General features: G+C 64.6%; 21 protein-coding genes. 8 read left to right on the top strand and 13 right to left on the bottom strand.

The annotated features are described in order from the left end of the window. The 7 genes from OXH60_05715 to OXH60_05685 form a co-directional block, all read right to left on the bottom strand. Positions 1-1142: HipA domain-containing protein (locus tag OXH60_05715; protein MDE0711615.1), on the bottom strand; the 1142-nt coding region annotated here is incomplete at its 3' end. Further along, a complete protein-coding gene (locus OXH60_05710; GenBank protein ID MDE0711614.1) occupies positions 1135-1470 on the bottom strand; it encodes a helix-turn-helix domain-containing protein in 336 nt (111 codons plus the stop codon). The genes OXH60_05710 and OXH60_05715, both read right to left, overlap by 8 nt. A 315-nt stretch (positions 1471-1785) precedes the next feature. Next, positions 1786-2967 carry an ATP-binding protein gene (locus OXH60_05705; protein ID MDE0711613.1) on the bottom strand — a complete coding sequence of 394 codons (1182 nt, stop codon included), beginning with the start codon at positions 2965-2967 and terminating at the stop codon, positions 1786-1788. A 317-nt stretch (positions 2968-3284) separates the two neighbouring features. Further along, positions 3285-4994, bottom strand: a complete 1710-nt coding sequence (locus OXH60_05700; protein ID MDE0711612.1) for an AMP-binding protein — start codon at positions 4992-4994, stop codon at positions 3285-3287. 28 nt (positions 4995-5022) lie between these two features. Continuing rightward, the gene (locus OXH60_05695; protein MDE0711611.1) at positions 5023-6333 is read right to left on the bottom strand and encodes a TRAP transporter large permease; all 1311 of its coding nucleotides are present in this window, start codon (positions 6331-6333) and stop codon (positions 5023-5025) included. A gap of 1 nt (position 6334) precedes the next feature. Further along, complete coding sequence (locus tag OXH60_05690) at positions 6335-6820, bottom strand: TRAP transporter small permease (protein MDE0711610.1); 486 nt, start codon at positions 6818-6820, stop codon at positions 6335-6337. A gap of 135 nt (positions 6821-6955) precedes the next feature. After that, on the bottom strand, positions 6956-8077 hold the full coding sequence (locus OXH60_05685; protein ID MDE0711609.1) for a C4-dicarboxylate TRAP transporter substrate-binding protein: 1122 nt from the start codon (positions 8075-8077) through the stop codon (positions 6956-6958). Positions 8078-8337: 260 nt separating this feature from the next. On the opposite strand from OXH60_05685, the gene OXH60_05680 reads away from it, so the two are divergent. After that, positions 8338-8799: a gamma-glutamylcyclotransferase gene (locus OXH60_05680; GenBank protein ID MDE0711608.1), complete on the top strand. Its 462-nt coding sequence runs from the start codon at positions 8338-8340 to the stop codon at positions 8797-8799. 276 nt (positions 8800-9075) lie between these two features. Here OXH60_05680 and OXH60_05675 read toward each other — a convergent pair whose 3' ends face one another. From OXH60_05675 to OXH60_05655, 5 genes are all read right to left on the bottom strand, one after another. After that, a complete protein-coding gene (locus OXH60_05675) occupies positions 9076-9471 on the bottom strand; it encodes a PIN domain-containing protein (protein MDE0711607.1) in 396 nt (131 codons plus the stop codon). Continuing rightward, positions 9468-9683: an AbrB/MazE/SpoVT family DNA-binding domain-containing protein gene (locus OXH60_05670; GenBank protein MDE0711606.1), complete on the bottom strand. Its 216-nt coding sequence runs from the start codon at positions 9681-9683 to the stop codon at positions 9468-9470. Before OXH60_05670 ends, OXH60_05675 begins: the two co-directional genes overlap by 4 nt. A 343-nt stretch (positions 9684-10026) precedes the next feature. Further along, positions 10027-11319, bottom strand: coding sequence for a phosphopyruvate hydratase (gene eno / locus OXH60_05665; protein MDE0711605.1), 1293 nt, complete (start codon positions 11317-11319; stop codon positions 10027-10029). Continuing rightward, entirely contained in the window at positions 11312-12307 is a 996-nt protein-coding gene (locus OXH60_05660) for an aminoglycoside phosphotransferase family protein (GenBank protein MDE0711604.1), read from the bottom strand. The genes eno and OXH60_05660 overlap by 8 nt, the downstream gene beginning before the upstream one ends. 35 nt (positions 12308-12342) lie before the next feature. Further along, positions 12343-12657: a hypothetical protein gene (locus tag OXH60_05655; GenBank protein MDE0711603.1), complete on the bottom strand. Its 315-nt coding sequence runs from the start codon at positions 12655-12657 to the stop codon at positions 12343-12345. A gap of 108 nt (positions 12658-12765) precedes the next feature. Here OXH60_05655 and OXH60_05650 point away from each other — a divergent pair, with 108 nt between their 5' ends. The 5 genes from OXH60_05650 (at position 12766) to OXH60_05630 (ending at position 17830) form a co-directional block, all read left to right on the top strand. Continuing rightward, positions 12766-13968: a pyridoxal phosphate-dependent aminotransferase gene (locus OXH60_05650; GenBank protein ID MDE0711602.1), complete on the top strand. Its 1203-nt coding sequence runs from the start codon at positions 12766-12768 to the stop codon at positions 13966-13968. Between the two features lie 148 nt (positions 13969-14116). After that, positions 14117-14575 carry a hypothetical protein gene (locus tag OXH60_05645; GenBank protein MDE0711601.1) on the top strand — a complete coding sequence of 153 codons (459 nt, stop codon included), beginning with the start codon at positions 14117-14119 and terminating at the stop codon, positions 14573-14575. Positions 14576-14635: 60 nt separating this feature from the next. Next, the gene (locus OXH60_05640) at positions 14636-15034 is read left to right on the top strand and encodes a hypothetical protein (protein ID MDE0711600.1); all 399 of its coding nucleotides are present in this window, start codon (positions 14636-14638) and stop codon (positions 15032-15034) included. Positions 15035-15290: 256 nt separating this feature from the next. After that, the gene (locus OXH60_05635) at positions 15291-15830 is read left to right on the top strand and encodes an RNA polymerase sigma factor (protein MDE0711599.1); all 540 of its coding nucleotides are present in this window, start codon (positions 15291-15293) and stop codon (positions 15828-15830) included. Then, entirely contained in the window at positions 15827-17830 is a 2004-nt protein-coding gene (locus tag OXH60_05630; GenBank protein MDE0711598.1) for a VWA domain-containing protein, read from the top strand. The genes OXH60_05635 and OXH60_05630 overlap by 4 nt, the downstream gene beginning before the upstream one ends. A 121-nt stretch (positions 17831-17951) precedes the next feature. Here OXH60_05630 and OXH60_05625 read toward each other — a convergent pair whose 3' ends face one another. Next, complete coding sequence (locus OXH60_05625) at positions 17952-18335, bottom strand: nuclear transport factor 2 family protein (GenBank protein MDE0711597.1); 384 nt, start codon at positions 18333-18335, stop codon at positions 17952-17954. Between the two features lie 740 nt (positions 18336-19075). Between OXH60_05625 and OXH60_05620 the strand changes: the two genes are divergently transcribed. Further along, positions 19076-19438 carry a type II toxin-antitoxin system RelE/ParE family toxin gene (locus tag OXH60_05620; protein ID MDE0711596.1) on the top strand — a complete coding sequence of 121 codons (363 nt, stop codon included), beginning with the start codon at positions 19076-19078 and terminating at the stop codon, positions 19436-19438. Then, entirely contained in the window at positions 19435-19770 is a 336-nt protein-coding gene (locus tag OXH60_05615) for an XRE family transcriptional regulator (protein MDE0711595.1), read from the top strand. Before OXH60_05620 ends, OXH60_05615 begins: the two co-directional genes overlap by 4 nt. Positions 19771-20315: the final 545 nt, after the last annotated feature.

The following is a 20315-nucleotide window of genomic DNA, read 5'->3' as shown; positions in this document are numbered from 1 at the left end:
GCGGTCACGGTCGCGACTTCTTTGATGATCGAACGAGCCTGCGCCAGCGTGAGCGCGAAGAACCCGGAGGCGGCCTCCAACAGATCGAGCGAACAGGTGCCCTCGTCGAGATCGATGTTGGTGGTCAGGATTCGCGCCTTGAGGTCCGAGGGCACAGGATTGAGATCGTAGGCGGGGGACAGCGACCATCCCGTCCTGCCGAGCCACAGGAAGCCGTGGTTGCGCAGGTGATCGTCGACATTGGAGATCAGCACGCTGAAGACGACGCGCCGATAAAGGGCGTGGGCGTCCGTCTTTCCCTGGGCACCATGTTCCGCGAGGGCATCGACGATCTCGGGGTAGCTGCCGCGCTCGCCGTCTCGCGCGCCCATCATCGCCATCGCCGACAGGAACGGAATGCGGATCGTTTCCTGGCGATCGAAGCGCCGTGACAGCATGACCTTCTTGCCGGCGACGTCGATCAGATCGTGCATGGGCGTGGCGATCCCGGCCTGGCCGGCGAGGCGCAGCGCAATCTCCTCCCAGGTTTCCATGCAGTAGTCGTCGGTCTCCTTCGGAAACTTGGCGATCGAGAGGCGGCCGTGCTGGTCGACCACCGACGCCTTCGGGCGCGCACCGCCCAGGGAGGAGCCGGGGGCGAAGATGAGCCAGAGATCTTCGTCGGTTTCCTCGTCGCGGAGAATCCGCTCGGTGATCCGAAGCAGGCGGCCGAGCTCGATCAGTGCCGGCACGCCTGCGCGAGGCGGAGCCTGGAAGGTGTTGTCCCCGGCCCGACGGAAGCGCAGCGCACCCAGCCGGGTCTCGTCCATCACGCCAAGGAGATAATCGCTCTCCAGGAGCGTGCGAACGGCGCGGCCTTCGCGTTCGGCAAGGCGGCGCTCGGCACGCTGCATCAGCCGGTGGCCCCAGCTATCGGGCGCCGAATCACCGATGGATCCGAAGGTCGCTAGGCCAGCGGGCGACGGGAAGTCGCCTGGTCCCAGCGCAAGCGCAGGCTCCAGCGAGAACCTGTCAGGGTCTTCCAGCCAGGCGCCGTCATACCCGAAGACGATAGTCTCCCTGCCGCGAACGCGATTGCTTCTCGCCAGCCCGACCTGCCGGGTACGGCCGTCAAGATCGATATGGACCTCGAAGTCAGCCATTGCCGGACGATCCGGCCGGCCGCCTGAGATGGACATGCTTGGGCAGCTCCGCGCTGGCGAGGGCCTGTCCGACGCTGTCATTGCCGATGTCGGCAATCTGGCTCAGGCCGTCGAGCAGTCCGAGCGCCTGCAGGACACCGGCGTAGATGCCGATGCCGACATTGGTGTCGCCGGCCTCGACTCTTTGAAGGGTCGAGCGGGACGTGAAGGCGCGTTCCGCCACGACCGCCATGGGCAGCCGCCGGCGGCGACGGGCATCACGGATGTCCGCTCCAAGTTTGCGCAATGCCCGCCGAACGGCGGCAGGAGGGTTGTGGGGTGTCGGCATATGGAACCTTCATACTACAAAAATGCTAAATATGTAGCACCAAGATTACAAGCATTATACCCAGATCTTGGCGCAGCGGCCGCACCCCTTGCCCGGTCAGCATCCTCCAACCGCCAAGACCCCGTGTGATTCGGCGCCCGACCTCGGGATGCTCCATGAGCAGGACCACGCTTTCCACCAGCACCACCGCTTGGTGGCAACGTGGTGCAACCCGAGCGGTTACGAGGTCGCACGCGTTCCGCGACTGACGGTGCCCGCAGACGTGGGAAACCGTACCGGGGGCGAACAGCCTAGCCCCTCGTGGGCACCCGGCGACTACAACACCCGCCACCAGGGAACAGCGAGGATCTCGTCGGACATCCACTGCGTCTGGCTTCCGCCATGGAGCAGCAGGCCACCGACAAACTGGTTGCGGTATTCCTCCCGAAACGCCCGAAGGCCCCGAGTATCGGCAAAGCCAGGGCTCGTTGCGGCTTTGACTTCGACCGGCAGGAGGCCGCCACGGGTCTCGAGAACGAAATCAACCTCGAGGTCGGTGGCGGTGCGCCAAAACAGGACTTCGGGAGCGGGAATCTGACTATCGCGCCACACCAGGAGGTCGCTCAGGACCAGATTCTCAAGAAGGGCTCCGGAAGCAGCGTCGGTACCGCCCAGCCAAAGGGCGAGCCCCGGATCGCTCCAATAGAGCTTTGGGCTCTTGACCAACCGTTTAGTGTGGCTGAGCGCATAGGCCTCAACGCGTACCAGCTGGAAGGAAGCTTCGAGTAAATTGAGGTAGCGCTGCGCCGTCGCACGAGGAACCTGGGTGTCGCGACCCAATCCGGTCTGGTTGACCACGGTGCCAAGACGCAGGCAGGCGGCACGCATGAAGCGCCGGAAATCGACCAGGTTGCTGATCGCTGCAACGGTCTGGAGATCACGCTCAAGGTAGGTGCGAAGGTAGCCGTCGAACCACAGTGTGCAGGCCTCTTCGCTCGGAAGTTCCGTTGCCGGAGTCGGATACCCGCCACGGCGCACCTCGTCCTGCCAACTCGCCGGTACGGCAGGCCTAGATGCGACTAGTTCAGGCCACTTGGATACGGATGCCGAGAAGAACTCGCTCCAGATTCCGGCACGGCCATGTCCCATCCGTTCCCGGCGGGTCAGTGGCCACAGATTGACGTAGGTTGCCCGGCCGGCCAGAGATTCCGAGACACGGTGCGTCAGAAGCAGGTTGGCGGAACCCGTGAGAACAAAGCGGCCGTTCTTGCGGGGGCGGTCTTCATCCACCGCACGCTTGACCGCCAGTAGCACGTCCGGCTCGCGCTGAACCTCATCGAGAATGATCCGCTCGGCGCTCCTGACCAGGTCATCAGGGTTCATTCGCGCGCGCTCCCGAACCCCAAGATCGTCGAGGGTCAGGTAGAGACGATCGTCGAGAAACGGCTCGGACTGCACCAGCGTACTTTTGCCGGTCTGACGGGCACCCATCAGAACGACGACCGGTGATGCGGCCAAGGCGCGCTCAAGCAGTCGCGAGGCGACTCGAGGAAGGTACTGCTGACCGCCCATGATGTGAGCGATTATCGCTCATGGTGCGGGCGATTTGCAACATTCTTGTGGGCCAACCATTCCCATTGTGCGCGTCGTCGACCCGCGAACCCCCCACACACACCCGAACCCGGGGCGGAATCCCCGAAACTGCTCTTGCCCGATCGCCCCGGGAGCATTTTCCCGGAGGATCACCATCCAGCATCGGCCGGTATATCAAGTCGTCGAAGAAGAAGGGGCGGTAAAGACGCTCCCGGTCCGGACCCGCTCCGGCCAGACCCCGGTTACAGCAACTTCGCCAGCTCGCCCTTCTTTACCTTGCCGGTTGCCGTCATGGGCAGCGCCTCCACGATCCGCACCTCCGGACACTTGAAGGTGGCCATGGCCTCCCGGCACCACGATCGAATATCGGCCACCGAGACCGCGGCTTCCCGGTCCGGGTCGAGTACGACGAACGCCACGGGGACTTCGCCGCGGTCGTCGTCCGGCCGTCCGATGACGCCCGAACCGACGACGGCCGGATGGCGGCCGAGCATGGCCTCGATCTCGGCGGGGAAGACGGACATGCCGCTGACCTTGAGCATTTCCTTGCGCCGGCCGAGGAACTGCAGCAGTCCCCGCTCGTTGATCACGCCGATGTCGCCGGTGTGCAGCCAGCCGTCGCGGAGCGCCTCGACGGTTGCATCCGGCTTGTTCCAGTACGCCTTCAGGGTCGACGGCGAGCGCACGCAGATCTCGCCTTCCGCGCCCAGCGGCAGCAGCGCGCCGGTCTCGAAGTCGCAGACCTTGAGTTCCGTTCCGGGCACCGGAAAACCGCACATGATGGGCTGTATGCTGAGATCGAAATCGCCGTCCTGCAGCCCCACCGTGAAAGTGTCGCACGTGTGGGTCTCGGTCATCCCGTAGGACAGCTCTACCATCGTCGAGCCGGTCAGCCGCCGCCAGCGCGCCCGGTATTCCGTGTTGAGCTTCTTGACGAAGGAAGACACCCCGGTCGTGTCGATCGACCTGAGGTCGTAGCGCCCGACCTCGGGATGCTCCATGAGCGCCACCGCGCTGTCCACCAGCAGCACCGCGCGATTGGGCCGTTCGGCGTGGACGGCCTGCATGTAGCTGAGGGGGTCCCAGCGCGCGAGCAGAATGCACGTCGCGCCGGCGAACGCGGGGAAAATCAGCCCGAGGTCCTCGCCGGCAATCCAGAACAGCGGGTGGAAGTTGACCGTCGTGTCGCCGGCTTCGAGGGGACAATTGGTCGCGCACGCCGTCGCGGCCGTGTAGAGCATGTCGCGCTGGGTATGGACGCATCCCTTCGGCAGGCCCGTGGTCCCGCCGGTGTAGTTGAGGGCGGCGACGGCGTCGAGGTTGGGAGCGACCCGCCTGGGTTCCCCGGCCCGTTCCAGGGCGACCAGGAGGTCGTCGGCATCGGACGTGCGCGCCGATCCGGCCACGGCTTCCGGCACGTGGAAGGCGGGCTCCTCCGGAATCAGGGCGCCGATGCCGGTCCCGTACACCCGCCGGACGTTGGTCTGACCCTCGACCGAGCGCACAAGCGGAACCAGCGCGTGATCCGCGACGATGAGCGTCGCCTGTGTGTCGTTGAGTTCGTACGTGAGCTCGTGCGCCTTGAACATCGGATTGACGGGAACGTGAATCGCGCCCGCCTTGAGGATGCCGAAGAACGCCACCGCGAATTGCGGGCAGTTGCCGAGAAACACCGCCACCGCGTCGCCCGGGCCGACACCTTCCTGCTGGAGCAGCGCCGCGAACCGGTCGCTGAGCCGATCCATCTCGGCGAACGTCACGACCCGGCCGTAGTAGTTGTAGAGCGCCGCATCCGGGGTCTCGGTGGCCCAGTGCCGGAGATGGTCGGTCAGCGCGATCTCGCCGAGCGGGTAGTGCGGCTCCCTGGGCACGCCGGCCGGCCAGTTGGCGGCCTGAATCGCGCGGAGGCGGTCCAGGTACTCGGCTTCGGATACGACAGCGTCTTGATCCATGGATGGTTCCGTCGCGCCCCGGGCAAGCTCAGTCGATCAGGTTCGGCCAGAACAGGATTAGGTCGGGAAACATCATGAGCAGCACGACCACTACGATGTCGGCCAGCAGGAAGTACACAATGCCCTTGAAGATCTGCGTGGTGGTGGCGAGATTGCCTACCACCCCCTTGATCACGAAGACGTTAAGCCCAATGGGCGGCGTGATCATCCCGATTTCCAGGAACTTCGTCAGGACCACGCCGAACCAGATCAAGCTGAGCCCGGTGTCCTGAAGAATCGGCAGCAGCACCGGGATGGTGAGCAGCATCGCGCCGAGCGGCTCTAGAAACATCCCGAGGATCAGGAACATCACGGCGATACCGGCCATCAGCAGCACGGTGTCGGCGCCGAGATCGATGACCATCTGCGACAGGAACTGCGAGGCGCCGGAGAGCGCCAGGAAACGGGTCAGCAGGTTCGCGCCGATAGCGATGACGAAGATCGCAGCCGTGGTCTGAATGGTTTCGACAACCGCCTGCCGTGACGTCGCCCAGGTCAGCGCGCCTTTCGCGCCGGCGATGACGAAGGCGAGGAAGGCGCCCACCGCGCCAGCCTCGGTCGGCGTGAACACGCCCGCGAACAGGCCGCCGAACACCCCGATGACCAGGAGAATGATCGGCCACGTATCGGCCAGCGCCAGCAGTTTCTCGCCGAGCGACGTGCGCTCGCGGACGGCCGGCGCGAGCTCCGGATGTAGCTTGGCCCGGACGATGATGACGAGCGTGTAGGCGGCCACGGTCAGCAGGCCGGCACCGATGCCGCCGAGGAACAGCTTGGAGATCGGCACCTGCACGAAGATGCCGTACAGGATGAGCAGGATCGACGGCGGGATCAGCGCGCCGATGGTCCCCGCCACGGCCACGGTGCCGGTCGCGAGGGTGGCATCGTACCGGTTCCGCAACATCTCGGGCACCGCGATCCGGCCCATCGCGGCGGCACAGGCGACGGAGGATCCGGTAACGGCCGAGAACCCCGCGGCCCCGAACACCGAGGCAACCGCCAGCCCGCCGGGGAGCGCGGACAGCCACTTGCGCGCGGCCTCGAATAGGCCCCGGGTGAGACCGGCGTGGTAGCAGCAGAAGCCCATGAGCAGGAACATGGGTACCGAGGTGAGGGTCCACTTGGCCCCGAAGTCGAACGGAACGGCCGTCAGGATCCCCCAAGCCGGCTTCAGCCCGACGAGCACCCAGATCCCGCCGAACGACACCGCGATCAGCGAAATCCCCACCGGAATCCGCAGCAGGATCAGGACGAGCAGGACGCCGATTCCGATCAGTCCGATTTCGGTGCGGTCGAACACGCTATTCCGGGCCGACGTGGGATTCTCTGAAGGCGTCGTGCTGGACCTCGCCCAGGCTGCTCTTCACCCCCATGACCGTCACCGCAATCCGGTAGAGCAGCACGACCACGACCAGTGCGAAGCCGACCGGCAGGAAATAGTAAGAAGCCCAGATCGGAATCTTCCAATCGACCTCCATCATGAATGTGCCGACCGCCGTTTTCTCCAATGCGTCGAGAAGGGTCTGGTAGAAGAGCAGGCTGAAGACGACCGCCGAGGCCACCCAGCTCACCACCGCGAGTACTCGCTGCCAGCGCCGGCGCAGCAGCTGGACGAAGACTTCCACCGTGATGTGAGCGTCGTTGCGCTCGGCCAGCGCCAGCGGCAGGAAGATGATCGGCAGCATGTAGTAGTGCGGCACGATGGTCACCGTGGCCGGGATCGGGTGGCCGATCAGCCGCATGAACACATCCAGCGTGATGTGCAGCATCATCAGGACGACCGCCACGCAGCCGATCACGGCGAGGATGTCCGTCAAGCGGCCGAGGATGCGCCCCAGGCGATGCATGCCGGTCCTAGTTCAGCGCCATATTCATCGGAGCGCCGTTAGGCACCTGAAACCGAATGGCCTAGCAAGATGCGTTCACATCCCATGCGTGGCGGCATCGACACGGTCCCAGATCTCGCGCTTGTAGAGCGCCGTCACCGCGTCCACATCGGTCGCGTCAATGGCCGCCAGCAGTCCGCGCCACTTCTCGATCAGGACGGTGAACCGCGCAATGCGGGGCCCGGCATCCGTGATGCCGTAGTTGTCCCTGGCCATGGCCTCCATCTTGGCCATGTCCTCGGCGATGAACTGTTCGGTGGCCGCCACCAGCTCCGGCGCCGGTTCCAGAACCTGGATCCCGTCGGCGGCTCCGCCGCCGTTCAGGATGTCGTCGTTGAACGTCTGGAACTGCACTGTGGTCAGAGCCGATGCTTCGGCGAACAGGTCCAGCAAGAGGCGACGCTCGTCGGTTGTGAGATTCCGCCACGTGTCGATGTTCATGTTGAACTGATTGCCGTGGTAGGTGCCAAGCGGCAGCCGCGTGATGTACTTGGCGACGTCCTTGAAGTTCAGGTTGTAGAGCTCGGTGGCGGGATGCAGGTTCGCGTCCAGCGTCCCGCGGCTCAGGGCGTCGTAGATGTCGTTGGCTGACAGTGACATCTTGATCCCGCCGATGAACTCGACCCACCGCCCGAACGCCGAGAAGCTGCGGATGTTCTTGCCCCTGAGGGACTCCACCGTGGTCATCGGCTCCGTGGTGAGCAACATGTACGGGGCGTTCGAGGTCATGGCGAGAAACACGGAACCGTTGGCCTCGGATTCCGCCAGGCACTCCGGGCAGGTGAACATGTATTCGCTGGTTGCGGCCGAGAGGACCGTGGCGTTTTGCCCGAGCATCGCCAGGTCGAGAATCAGGTTGACCTGGGGCATCTCCGCCGGGTGATAGCCGGGCACCAGGAGGGCGGCATCGGCCAGTCCATCGCGGACTCCGTTGAGCCCCTGCTTGAGGTTAAGGAGCGACCCGTAGAAGACCTCCGTCGAGAGCGCCCCGCCGGACCGTTCGTCGATGTGCTCGTCGACGTAGGCCAGCGTCTTCGACCAGGTGTGAATGGGCGGCAAGCCGATGGCGAAGATCAAATCCTTGGCAGTAGCGTTGGTGGCAGTCAGGCCGCCCGCAAGGAGAGCCACTGCCATTCCGAACTTGATCACCCTCGGCATCGACGCCTCCAATCCAATCCGCGCGGAACCGGTCATCCTAAAGCATGTTTGAATCGCTAGGTATTGCGGGACTGCGTCGCGAAACTCCATCTTCATGCGCATCGGTGGCCATGCGGCCCCACGACTTCTCACGGCGGTGCCGCTACGTTGATCGGCGCGAGCCAGGATTTCGGCCAACGTTGCTGCCGGCCGCAGGATCCGTCCGGGAGCGGCCTTGCCCTCCTGGCGCGACACCGTGAATCGTACGTACGGAGTTGACGTTGCTGCACCTGTCGTACGGATCCAACATGTTCAGGGCGCGTATCGAGGCCCGTCTCGGCCCCTGCGAGCGGGTTGGGGCAGCCTATCTCACCGGACACGCGCTCCGATTTCACAAGGTGGGTGGGCGAGATGGCACCGGCAAATGCGATGCGTTCCACACTGGCCATCCGGACGACCGGGTATGGGGCGCGCTCGACCGTCTGACTGATGCTCAGATCGCCAAACTGGACGCGATTGAAGGCCCTGGATACCGGCGGGAACCCGTCAGGGTGACGCTCGGCGAACAATCGATGGACGCCACGTTGTATCTGGCGAAACCGGAAGCACGCGACGCCGGCCTCCAGCCGCTCGACTGGTACAAGAAGCTGGTGCTCGCGGGAGCCCGGGAACTTGACCTACCGTTGGGCTACATCGTCGCCATCGAAGCGGTTCCTTCGCTTCCGGACCTCCAGGTGCAGTAGAGACCTCGAAGCGAGGTTCGGCGACGAGACAAGGTCAAAAGCCAGCTGCAGTAACTCCATTGCCCAACCCAGCGTCGGGTTTGAACTCGTTCCCGGCGCAGCCTGACAGTGTCATGTCAGCGAGAAATCCGGTGAATTTCTCGCCCCTGTCGCCAGTGAGGATTGCGCAGTGCGCGGGGCAAGAGCCTGGTGCGAATCGCAGGTATTTGAACTGCCCGCCTCAGACGAAGTCGCGGTGATCGATGCGGAGTAGAGTACGCTGACCCGACCCGTCAATCATGGTTTCATCAGCTTCGGAAAATACGTGGCGTAGAAACCTCGATCTCGCGTTAGGAAATTGTCGGCAACAGTAACGGCGTGGGCACCGATCAGGAAATCGGTGATGATCCGATTCCTAGGCCCGCCCGCTTGCCGATAACGCTTCCAGCGAATGCCGGCTTCGTAGGCGACAGCAGTATCGATTGGGGAAGCGGCTGTATTGATTTCCCGCAATGCGCGGTCGAGCACTGACCGATCGCGGAAGGCCGGAACCAGCTCTGAATAAACGATATCGCATACCACAATGGCGCCCGCATCGTAGGCGGCGCGCAGCCATGACTTCGACCGTTCGCCGTACCGAGTATCGGCCATGAACACGTCAAGCAAGATGCTTGTGTCGACCGCCGTGATCACCTTCCGCGGATTTCTTCAAGATATTCGTCCGTGTCGCCAACATTGCCCAAGATCGCATACACGCGCTCCACAGGATGTTTTGCCGACGTCCGCTTCTGGATGAGAAGGCCCTCCCGAGTCGGAGTGATTTCCACCTCCACGTTGTGGCTCATCCCAAAGCGGTCTCGCAAGGCCTTGGGAATGGTGATCTGACCACGCTCAGAAATGCGCATGTTGTTCTTACTCTGAATATCAGAATAAGAAAATCATATTTCTGGAACTGGATCCCTGCAAGAGGTGACAAAGCCAGCGTCGGTCCTTTCCGGGCGTACCAGTGTCCAAGCTGTGTCAGCAGCGCGTTCCGAACGGGACGCGGCAACGAGATCAAACGCGACCAAGGGAATATCAATCCCCACTATTCGGCAGAGCAGAAGGGCTGGGGCGCGAGTTGGCTAGCCGCCGGCGAAGCAGCAGCACGTCCTCGATGCTCCACGTCGGGTGCGGGCCCACGTGACCAAGTCTGGCAGGCCCGGCCCTATTCTCGCGGGCTTGGAACCTGTCTGCCGTCAGCCCAGATCAGGCACCAAATTGGGGCGCCACCACGGCGGCGCGACCAGCGAAGCGGGCATCGGCACCAGCACGCTCCTCGATCCGGAGCGCTTCGTTCCACTTCGCCATGCGTTCGGAACGGGCGAAGGAGCCGACCTTCATCTGGCCCGCCCGCCAACCCACCGCCAGGTGGGTCACCGACACATCCTCGGTTTCGCCCGAACGTGCCGACACGATGATCCCCCAGCCCGCCCTTCGCGCCGCGTCGAGCGCGCACCTAGCGCGGGTAACCGTGCCCGCCTGGTTGGGTTTCACGAGTAGTGCCGTGGCAGCGTGAGCTTGGGCAGCATCGGCCGTGCGGGCGGCGTCAGTCACCAGGAAATCATCACCCACGACCTGGGCCCGCCCATCGACCGCCGTCACGAACCGGACCATTCCTTCCCTGTCGTCTTCCGCCAGCGGATCCTCGATCGAGATGACGGGGAACTCCCGGCACCAGCCAAGCAGCTCGTCTGCGAAGGCGCCGGGCTCCAGCTCCCGGTCCTCGAGGCGGAGCCGGTACCGGCCGTCTTCATGCAGCTGGTTGGCCGCGATATCCAGCGACAGCGCCATGTCGGTGCCCGGTCGGAGGCCGGCGGCCTCGATGGACCGGACGGCGAACGCGAGCGCCTCCCGATTGGAATCGAAGACGGGCCAGTAGCCGCCTTCATCCGCCACGCCCGCAAGGCGCCCGGTGTCCGCCAGCAGCTGACCGGCGGCCCGGTATGTCTCGCCGGTGATCCGGAGAGCCTCCGCAAACGAGGACGCGCCGACCGGCATCACCATGATGTCCTGCAGGTCGAGGGCACGTGCGGCATGGGCGCCGCCGCCCAGCAGCTGAATTTCGGGTAACGGCAGCAGCGGCGCACTGTCGCCCGCCAGCAGCTCCCAGCGCGCGAGCCCACGGGCTCGGGCGGCAGCGTCGAGGACGGCCAGTGACACCGCCGTCGAGGTGTTGCCGCCGATCTTCGCGAACCCCTCGCCGCCCAGCTCCGCGAGGATCTGATCTACGGCCGACTGGTCGGCGGCATCCGCTCCCAAGAGCGCATCGCGCACCGGTCCATTGAGCGCCCGGAGCGCTCCGGCCACGTCTCGGCCACCGAGCGCCGCACCGCCGTCGCGAAGATCGATCGCCTCCCCGCCCCCCCGGCTGGCGCCCGCCGGTGCGGCGGCCCGACCTCTGGTGCCACCCGCCAGGATCACGTCGGCCTCCACGGTCGGATGACCGCGTGAATCCCAGATGCGACGTCCCTGCACGCCGCGAATGGTCGTGTCAGGCATTGAGCTTCTCCAGGAGACCGGCCCAGTCTGCAAAGAGCGAGGACAGGGTCGCCGGCGGCCGGACCAGATGCGCGCGGGCGAAGGCGCGCACCGGGGCCCGCAGCGGCTCGGTATCGAGGTACTCGACCGGCGAGCGCCCGTCGACGCGACCGAGCATCAGGCCGGGCAGCAGCCGCGCCACACGCGTCTCGAGCGCGGCCGGTTCTTCCCAAGCCACCCGCCGGAGATAGGCCTCGCGCAGCCCGGCCGCGCTGGCGAGCAGCACCGCCCCGCGGCTCGGAAACAGGCGGCCCTTGAGCAGCAGGTGATTCAAGCAGAACGCGAGGTCGAAGGCCGGATCACCGGCGGTAGCGCATTCGGCATCGAGGAATACGGGCGCGCCCCCGGGCGACCGCAGCAGGTTCTTCGGGCTGGCGTCACCGTGGATCAGCGTCGGCGCCCGGCCGGCCAGATCACCGGCGATCGCTTCGAGGGGAGCACGGAGATCACCATTCTGCTCGATCGGATGCAGCAGGTACGGCTCGATGCGGATGTCGTGGAACGTCGCGGCATTGGGAAACCCCGCCGGCACGGCGCGGTCCGCCGCGGCCGCTGCATGCAGGCGCCCCAGCGTCTCCCCGACCCGAGCGGCGAACGCCGCATCCACGTGGCCGGCCATCAGCTCCGCCTTCCACAGCGGGTACCGGTCGGGCGCGAGGTACTCCATGACGAGGAGGCCCGCCCCACGGTCCTCCGCCAGCAGCGCCGGCGCCGACCCCGGCACCGCCCGGCCGGCCCAGCGGAGCCAGTCGGCCTCGGCCGCATTGCGTCCGACCGGCGCGTACCAGTCCGCCTCGGTGCGGAGTTTCGCAAGGGCCTGCTTGATACAGACGGTGCGGTCGGGAAACACCACTTTCCAGATGTCGGACGATACGCCCCCGGTCAACGGGGACACTTCGAGCGGTTCTGCTCCGCGGCCGAGGTCAAGTGCCGCGAGGACCCGCAGCAACGCCGCATCGGGGGCAGTGGGCCGGGGCAGCGAACCTACCCGTCGTCTTGCCGCGGGTGCACCAGCACCGGCTTCATGTCGCGGAAGTCATCGGCCCGGACGAGAATTTCCGTCGGCCGGGAATCCGGCGCGTCCGAGCGTGGCCGGAAACTCACCCGGTAGGCGGGATTGCCCTCGTGCATGATCGGGGTGATCTCGACGAGAACGGAATCCAGCTCCTGGTCGACCCATTCACGGATCATGTAGTCACGCCCCACCGAGTGCACGAAGGAGGCGTCGGATGGCGCGGGTGCCAGGAGCTCGAAGCTCAACGTGATTGCCGCAGCCGACAGAAACAAGCGAAGTACCATACGATTTCCAGGTGAGGCCTTGCCACGCACCGGGCAAGACAGATAGAACACGGACGAGCCTGGGCATCCTGCCGCCACCGGCTTGGCAGCAATCAGAAAGAGCATTCGATGAGCCTTCTAGCGCGACGCTTGGAAAGCATCAAGCCGTCCCCGACCATCGCGGTCACCACGCGCGCGCGCGAGCTGCGCGCCGCCGGGCGGGACGTGATCGGCCTTGGCGCCGGGGAGCCCGACTTCGACACGCCCGATCACATCAAGGACGCCGCGATGCGAGCGATCCGCGACGGCCAGACCAAGTACACCGCCGTGGACGGTACGCCGGAACTCAAGGAGGCCGTGGCCGCGAAGTTTCGCCGGGACAATGACCTTGAGTACGCGACCAGCCAGATCACGGTGGGGACCGGTGGCAAGCAGGTGCTCTTCAACGCGTTGCTCGCGACCTTGAATCCCGGCGACGAAGTCCTGATTCCCGCGCCGTACTGGGTGTCCTACCCCGACATGACGGCGCTGGCCGGCGGCACCCCGAAGATCGTCACGGCCGGCGCCGACACCGGCTTCTGCATGACCGCCGACATGCTGGATGCCGCGATCACGGAGCGCACCAAGTGGCTCATCCTGAACTCGCCGTCCAACCCGACCGGGGCCGCCTACACCGCCGGTGAACTCCGGGCGCTGGCCGAGGTGCTCGTCCGGCACCCGCATGTCCACGTCATGACCGACGACATCTACGAGAAGATCACCTACGACAACTTCGTGTTCCGGACCCTCGCCCAGGTCGAGCCGGCCCTTCACGATCGGACGCTCACGGTCAACGGCGTGTCGAAGGCCTACTCGATGACCGGATGGCGGATCGGGTTCGCGGGCGGACCGGAAAGCCTGATCCGCGCCATCGCCAAGATCCAGTCGCAGTCGACCACCAATCCCTGCTCGATCAGCCAGGCCGCTGCCGTGGCGGCACTGACGGGCGACGAATCGTTCCTCGTGAGCTGGACCGAGGCGTTCAGGCGACGGCGCGACAATGTCGCCGCGGCCCTCAATGCGGCCCCGGGCCTCTCCTGCCGGGTACCGGAGGGCGCTTTCTACGTGTACCCCTCGTGCACCGGACTGGTCGGCAAGTCGACCCCCGACGGGACCGTGATCCGGGACAGCGGCGATCTGGCCACGTACCTTCTCGACCGGGTCGGGGTGGCGGTCGTGCCCGGCGCGGCGTTCGGACTGGAACCGTTTTTCCGGATCAGCTACGCGACGTCGGACAGTGCGCTGGAAGACGCCTGCGCTCGGATCGCACAGGCTTGCGCCGAGCTGGTCTAGCGCGACTCGTAACTCCGTTCGACGCTGCTTCCCGGGCGAGTCGGCCAGCGTGCGATGGCCGGTGACCTCGTGGGCAACCTCTCGCGAATGCCGCGAGACATTCGTTCCCAGTGTTGGCGACGTCTTGAAGGCATCGAGGAGGGCAACCATGACACCCGCACACGTGCTGATTTCCATAGCGGTGGCAATTCCGTTGATGCTTGCCGCTTGTGCCGGCGGTAGCGACAGCCCAACCGCAACGGAACGCAGACTTGACGAACTCCGCTCTGACCCGCGGGTGGTTCGGTTGGAGGGCATTCTCGAACGGGCGGACACTCTGGTCATCCCGAATCTCCACCTCCGCTATTCGTTCTTGTCGCAAGGTGTGACGCTGACCGACGATCTGGTCGTCGGTTTCGCCTGTTCCGGCGTGCGATGCGTGGCCGAAGATGATGGCACCGAGATCACCGTTGCGGACCTGGTTGATCCGTCCTCCGCCATCGCTTCGACGGACTTCGAACTGGGTTCGCGCAGCGGTTTCGACACGGCAACGTTGCACGGCGTTTTCGAAGTCGAGGAGAGCATTCCCGAGGTCACGTTGACCACCAGCCCGACGATCAACAGTTAGGGGTTCTGGGGGGAGTACGGCTTCGCCGCAATCGACATCGTCGATGCCACGATATCCGGCTTGACTGACGGGACTGAGATCAGCGGAAGCATGGGGTTTGCAGGTGCCTACGTCATCGGCGACACGTCAGGTTCGAACCCCGGCGGAGCCGGGAGCGCGACGTGGACCGGTATCGCAGAGGCCGCCTCTACCGCAACGTCCGAGCGCCACCAGGGAACCGCCACCGTCACGATCGCCGATCTGTCCCGGCCCCGCGTCGGCGTGGACATCGCAATTCCCGGGCATGACATCAGTGCTCAGGGCTGGGAGGCCATGGCGCTTGTCAACGGCCGTTATGTCTCGGAGGCCGAGGGCATCTATCTCGAAGGGCATTTCCTCGGTCCGGACCACAGCGAGACCTTCGGCGTCTTCGACACCGGTCGCTACGTGGGTGTGTTCGGCGCCCAAGAGGCGCCATAGCGCCGCGTCCGGGACGGCGGGAGGTCGCGGCCGCTTGGCCTTCCTCGGATAGACCCGCGTCCCCCCGGTCCGCCGTGCCGGCGGAGCAGCTTCAGAAGCAGACGACACTCGCCATTTCCACCAACGTGGGCGCGCCCTGCGCGCTGGGGTACAACATTGGGCATGCGTTGCACGTGCGCGCCGGTCCGGCGCCGGGCAGCAAGATTCCCGCGCCAAGAATCGGCTGCGCTCGTGCGTCATATGTGATGCGATGTGCATGGCTAACGGTGACCGCGACCTGGCCCTGGCCGCCGCCAGCGGGGATCGGGCGGCATTTGCCGCTCTGCTGGCGCGCCATTACGACCGCCTCTTCGGCCTCTGCTTCCGCCTCACGGGTCGCCGGGAAACCGCGGAAGACCTGACCCAGGACATCTGCTTGGCCCTGCCGGCGAAACTGAAGCACTTTCGCGGCGAAGCCAAACTGACGACCTGGCTTTACCGCGTGGCCGTGAACGCCGCCCATGACCGCCGACGCCGCGCCGCCACCCGTGCGAAATCGGCCGAGGGCTGGGGCCACTGGGAGTCCGACCGGCGCGCGGCCATCGAGGATTCGGCCGAGAACCTCCGGTGGCTGCGTCGCGCCATGACCGCGCTGCCGGAGCAGCTTCGCGATACCGCCGCACTCGTTCTCGGGGAGGAACTGACCCATGCCGAGACCGCCCTGGTACTCGGCGTCTCCGAAGGCACCGTCAGCTGGCGCCTTTCGGAAATCCGCAAGCGCCTCCGCGCCATGCGACAGGAGGAACTGAGTTCATGACGGACCCGCTCGACGAACTGAAACGCGCAATGGACCGCGCGACCCCGACGCCGGACCCGGCTCGACGCGCCGCCAATCTGGCACGCGCGGAGGAAATCTTCGAACGTGCCCAAGGATTGGCCGCGGCGCCGCGTCCTACCCATGACCGACCCACCGGCTGGGCGGGATTGAAAACCGGAGTAGGACGCATGTTTGCAGCACTTGCCGCACGCCCGGCGCTGGCCGCCACCACCGGTCTCGCTGCTCTCGGCCTGATCGTACTGGTGCCCCTGATCCGCGAGGGCGGCGTACCACTACTGCAACCGGAAGACCCGTTGTCGGGCACCATGGTCGCACAAGACGAAATGTCGATTGGCCCTGCAGGCGACGAAGTCGCGGAAGTCGCTGCAGCGCCTGCTTCCGTCGAGCCTCCGTCTGCACCCACTCCCGCGGCGGCCGTGGGCAGCCCGATTGACCTCGCCGAAACCGAGAGCCTGGACGTCGCCCCGAGCGTGCGCAGCCTTCGGTCAAGGGCGGTCGACCCGGAGGTGGAGCTTGCCCTGCGCGCCGAGAGCATCGCAGACGCTGAGCCCATCGGGCACGACAGCACACGCAGGCCCGGCTCGGAAACCTTCGCCAATGCCGACCCGCAACCACTCAGCGTCGCGGCCGAAGCGCCCGTCTCGACTTTTGCCGTCGACGTGGACACGGCCAGCTACGCCCTCGTCCGCTCGACGCTGATGCATGGCTTCCTGCCGTCTCCCGAAGCCGTACGGATCGAGGAAATGATCAACTACTTCCCGTACGAATATGCCGAGCCGGAGGCAACCGGGAGCCCCTTCCGGCCCACCGTCACCGTCTTGGAGACCCCCTGGAACCGCGATACGCAATTGATCCACATCGCGCTCCAGGGCAGATCGCCCGCCGTCGAGAATCGGCCACCGCTGAACCTCGTGTTCCTCGTGGATACGTCGGGATCCATGGATGACCCCGCCAAGCTGCCGCTCTTGGTCCAGTCGTTCCGCCTGATGCTCGGGCAGCTGCGCCCGCAAGACCAGATCGCCATCGTCGCCTACGCCGGGAGCGCCGGCCTCGTACTGGACGCGACGCCCGCCGACGATCGCACGGCCATCCTCGCCGCGCTGGACCAGCTACATGCCGGCGGATCGACGGCCGGAGCCGAGGGCCTCCGGCTCGCCTACCAGACCGCCGAACGGATGGCAGCCGAGGGAGAAGTCACCAGGGTGATTCTCGCCACCGATGGCGATTTCAATGTCGGTATCGCGGACCCGGACGCCCTGGAGCAATTCATCGCCCGCAAGCGCCAAAGCGACATCTACCTAGCCGTCCTCGGCTTCGGCCGGGGCAACCTGGATGATGCCACCATGCAGGCGCTTGCTCAGAACGGAAACGGCCAAGCGGCCTACATCGACACGCTCTCCGAGGCGCGGAAGGTGCTCGTAGACCAGCTCACCGGGGCACTCTTTCCCATCGCCAACGATGTAAAGATCCAGGTGGAGTTCAATCCCGCGGCCGTCGCCGAATACCGCCTGATCGGTTACGAAACCCGCGCGCTTGCACGCGAGGATTTCAACAACGACAAGGTTGACGCGGGGGAGATCGGTGCCGGCCACTCGGTGACCGCGCTCTACGAGATCACGCCGGTCGGTTCGCCGGCCGTGCGCAGCGATCCCTTGCGCTATGCCGAACGCCGCGAGGCGATGCAGGACTTCGACGGCGAACTCGCATACCTGCGCTTGCGGTACAAGGAGCCCGGTGAAGCGGAGAGCCGGCTGACTGAATTCCCCATCACGCTCGGCATGGGCACGGCCAATGCGGATACCCGTTTCGTTGCCGCCATTGCCGGCTTCGGCCAAATCCTGAGTGGCGGCCGCTACCTTGGCACCTGGTCCTATCCGGATGCAATCGCGCTGGCCGAGGCCAATATGGGCGACGATCGCTTCGGTTACCGCCGGGAAGCTGTGACCATGATGCGCCTGGCCGAGAGCCTCGCGGACTGACCTCGAGCTTCCCTTGGTCCAGTTCGGCGGCCCTCGCCCCCTGTGGCTTGCAGTTCGGGAGCCGCTTGCGGTTGCGGGAGGTGCCGTCGGTGCCCGGCTCCTCAACGCGGGCGTCAGTCCGTCAGAACATGCCGTTCGTGTGTGCGCATTCCTTCGGGATCTCTTGCAAGACGTCCCAGTGCTCGACGATCTTTCCTTGCCCGTCGAGACGGAAGATGTCGATGCCGGCGTAGTCTGGCAGACCAGGCCAGACCTGATGGCAATGGAGCACAACGAACGATCCGTCCGCGAACACACGCTTGAACTCGACCGACTTGCCGGGATACCGCCGCGCCATGTCCTCGAAATAACGAACAAATCCTGCCTTCCCTGTGGCGACATGGGGATTGTGCTGGATGTAGTCCGCGCCGACATACAGCGCGACGGCCTGTCTGGGATCGCACTTGTTGAACATCAGGTCATAGAAGGCGACGACGTTCGACTTGTTCCGCTCCTGTTCAGTCATTGCAATGCTCTCTCCCGGATGGCCGGCACGGCTGGGTAACGGTGGCCCGTGTCCCGCTAGCGGCTCGAAATAGCCGGAGAACTGCCAATTTCAAACCGCACATGAACGGGACATCCCGCTGAGGCGTGTGTCTTGCGAACGCCGTGCGGCATACCTGTCCGAAACCTGGAGAAGTCGAAGCATGCTTGCAGCCGCGACAACTGCTTCCATCAGCAGCGGCCCAACGGTTGCGAGTCGAAGGAGTATCCAGGAGGCGGTTCGTTCGTAATGGTAGAAGCCATTATGGTCAGCATCTTATGTCTTGGCCAAGCCTACATGTTCGCTCGGAAGAACTTGGCTCAACTGCAGTCTACACCTCGAACTGCAGACCGGTCAGGTGGTTTTGTCGGACAGCGAGACGGGACCGAAGCCATGGCTTCGTTTCCCGAGCGTCGTCACTCGCTGCGAGTCTGTAAGTTGTCCGACGATTGCTTGGTCATACGCAGGTGCTGACCATCGTTGGCTGCATGCTCCTTGCGGAGGTTTCTACCCGAACTTGCCGCTGAAAGGATCGCAGCGAACATTTGCGACCCATTCTTACTGGCAAGCGGGAGAACTCCCGCCGATCGTCGGACAGGACTGTGATTGGATTGGAGGCATCTACTGGAGACATCGTCGGTGGAGCACGTTCCCAGCCATTAACGGCACCGAGTGCGGGTGACTCCAGTTGACTGTATTCCGCCTATGGAATATTAGAACAGATGACCCAAGAAGTCGAATTCACCAACGAGTTCGGCGATTGGTGGAGCAGTCTCTCTGACAATGAGCAGAACGACATCACTGCAGTCGTCGAACTCCTGATGGAGTACGGACCCCACTTGCCGTTTCCGTACTCGTCGGGCGTCCTGGGCTCCCGCCACGGTCACATGAGGGAACTCCGAATCCAGAGCTCCGGAAGACCTCTTAGGGTCTTCTATGCGCTCGACCCCAGACGAACAGCAATTCTGCTCATCGGCGGAGACAAAACAGGAAATGCGCGCTTCTACAAACAGTACGTACCTGTTGCCGATCGTCTCTACGACATCTACCTGAGTGAATTGAAAGGGGAGGGATTGATCCCATGACCGGACGGAAGAACTTTCGAGAGTTGACCCGGGACTTCACGCCTGAACGTCGGCATCGTGTTGAAGAAAGAAAGGCCGCGCTTCGCGCGGCCATGCCGCTTCATGAACTCCGCCGGGCACGCGCCATGACTCAGCAAGCGATTGGGCAAGCGCTAAATGTCAAACAACCTGCTGTCGCCAAGCTTGAGCGCAGAACCGACATGTACGTGTCCAACCTTCGCTCCTATATCGAGGCCATGGGCGGGAAACTCAATATTGTCGCCGAATTTCCCCAAGGGGATGTCACGATTACGAATTTTGCCGATCCTGCAGCCGATCGCTTGTCAGACTGATTTCCTGCCTCCAGACCGGTTTCTGCGGCAAAGGACGCTTGATCGCACGCGATTGGCCGGCACCAGCCTCGCCTTCAAGCATCGCTGATGGAACACGCCGGCATTCGTTCGGAAGTGATGCCGTGGTGCAAGGTTTCCCGCTGCAAGTGCTGGCACGATTTCTGGGCAAAGGGACGTACGGATGACGCTGCGCCGTGCTCAAGTCCGCAACTACAAGATGGAAGCGGACACCAAACGAGTAGCGCTTGCATGCGTTTTCCAAGGCGAATACAGCACTGAGAAACGCTTCGTGCCCTGAGTCGCGGCATCGCGTCAGAGCCGTGTCCGTCAACTGTGCCTCATCTGCCGCCCATCAGGGCAACGCTCAGGACTCGAGCAATAGCCTCACTCTCTACCGGCCATGCCCTCGAAGGCGGCGAGCAAGTCGTCGGGGAGGGGATCAAAGAAGCTAGCGGGCACCTGCATACCGCGTCAATGCCGACAGGCCGCCGTTGGTGTGACACCTGCAACAGCGGCCGAATTTCGGCAACCGGAACGTTGCGGCG

It is taken from the genome of Rhodospirillales bacterium, assembly GCA_028824295.1.
In the GTDB taxonomy this organism is placed as follows: Bacteria; Pseudomonadota; Alphaproteobacteria; order TMED109; family TMED109; genus VXPW01.
This window is presented reverse-complemented; position numbering and strand designations above follow the sequence as displayed.

Bases quoted from the DNA above. Each gene is read 5' to 3' on its own strand.
- OXH60_05710 (MDE0711614.1), bottom strand. From the start codon at position 1,470: ATGCCGACACCCCACAACCCTCCTGCCGCCGTTCGGCGGGCATTGCGC.
- OXH60_05700 (MDE0711612.1), bottom strand. From the start codon at position 4,994: ATGGATCAAGACGCTGTCGTATCCGAAGCCGAGTACCTGGACCGCCTC.
- OXH60_05685 (MDE0711609.1), bottom strand. From the start codon at position 8,077: ATGCCGAGGGTGATCAAGTTCGGAATGGCAGTGGCTCTCCTTGCGGGC.
- OXH60_05670 (MDE0711606.1), bottom strand. From the start codon at position 9,683: ATGCGCATTTCTGAGCGTGGTCAGATCACCATTCCCAAGGCCTTGCGA.
- eno (MDE0711605.1), bottom strand. From the start codon at position 11,319: ATGCCTGACACGACCATTCGCGGCGTGCAGGGACGTCGCATCTGGGAT.
- OXH60_05655 (MDE0711603.1), bottom strand. From the start codon at position 12,657: ATGGTACTTCGCTTGTTTCTGTCGGCTGCGGCAATCACGTTGAGCTTC.
- OXH60_05650 (MDE0711602.1), top strand. From the start codon at position 12,766: ATGAGCCTTCTAGCGCGACGCTTGGAAAGCATCAAGCCGTCCCCGACC.
- OXH60_05645 (MDE0711601.1), top strand. From the start codon at position 14,117: ATGACACCCGCACACGTGCTGATTTCCATAGCGGTGGCAATTCCGTTG.
- OXH60_05635 (MDE0711599.1), top strand. From the start codon at position 15,291: ATGGCTAACGGTGACCGCGACCTGGCCCTGGCCGCCGCCAGCGGGGAT.
- OXH60_05630 (MDE0711598.1), top strand. From the start codon at position 15,827: ATGACGGACCCGCTCGACGAACTGAAACGCGCAATGGACCGCGCGACC.
- OXH60_05625 (MDE0711597.1), bottom strand. From the start codon at position 18,335: ATGACTGAACAGGAGCGGAACAAGTCGAACGTCGTCGCCTTCTATGAC.
- OXH60_05620 (MDE0711596.1), top strand. From the start codon at position 19,076: ATGACCCAAGAAGTCGAATTCACCAACGAGTTCGGCGATTGGTGGAGC.
- OXH60_05615 (MDE0711595.1), top strand. From the start codon at position 19,435: ATGACCGGACGGAAGAACTTTCGAGAGTTGACCCGGGACTTCACGCCT.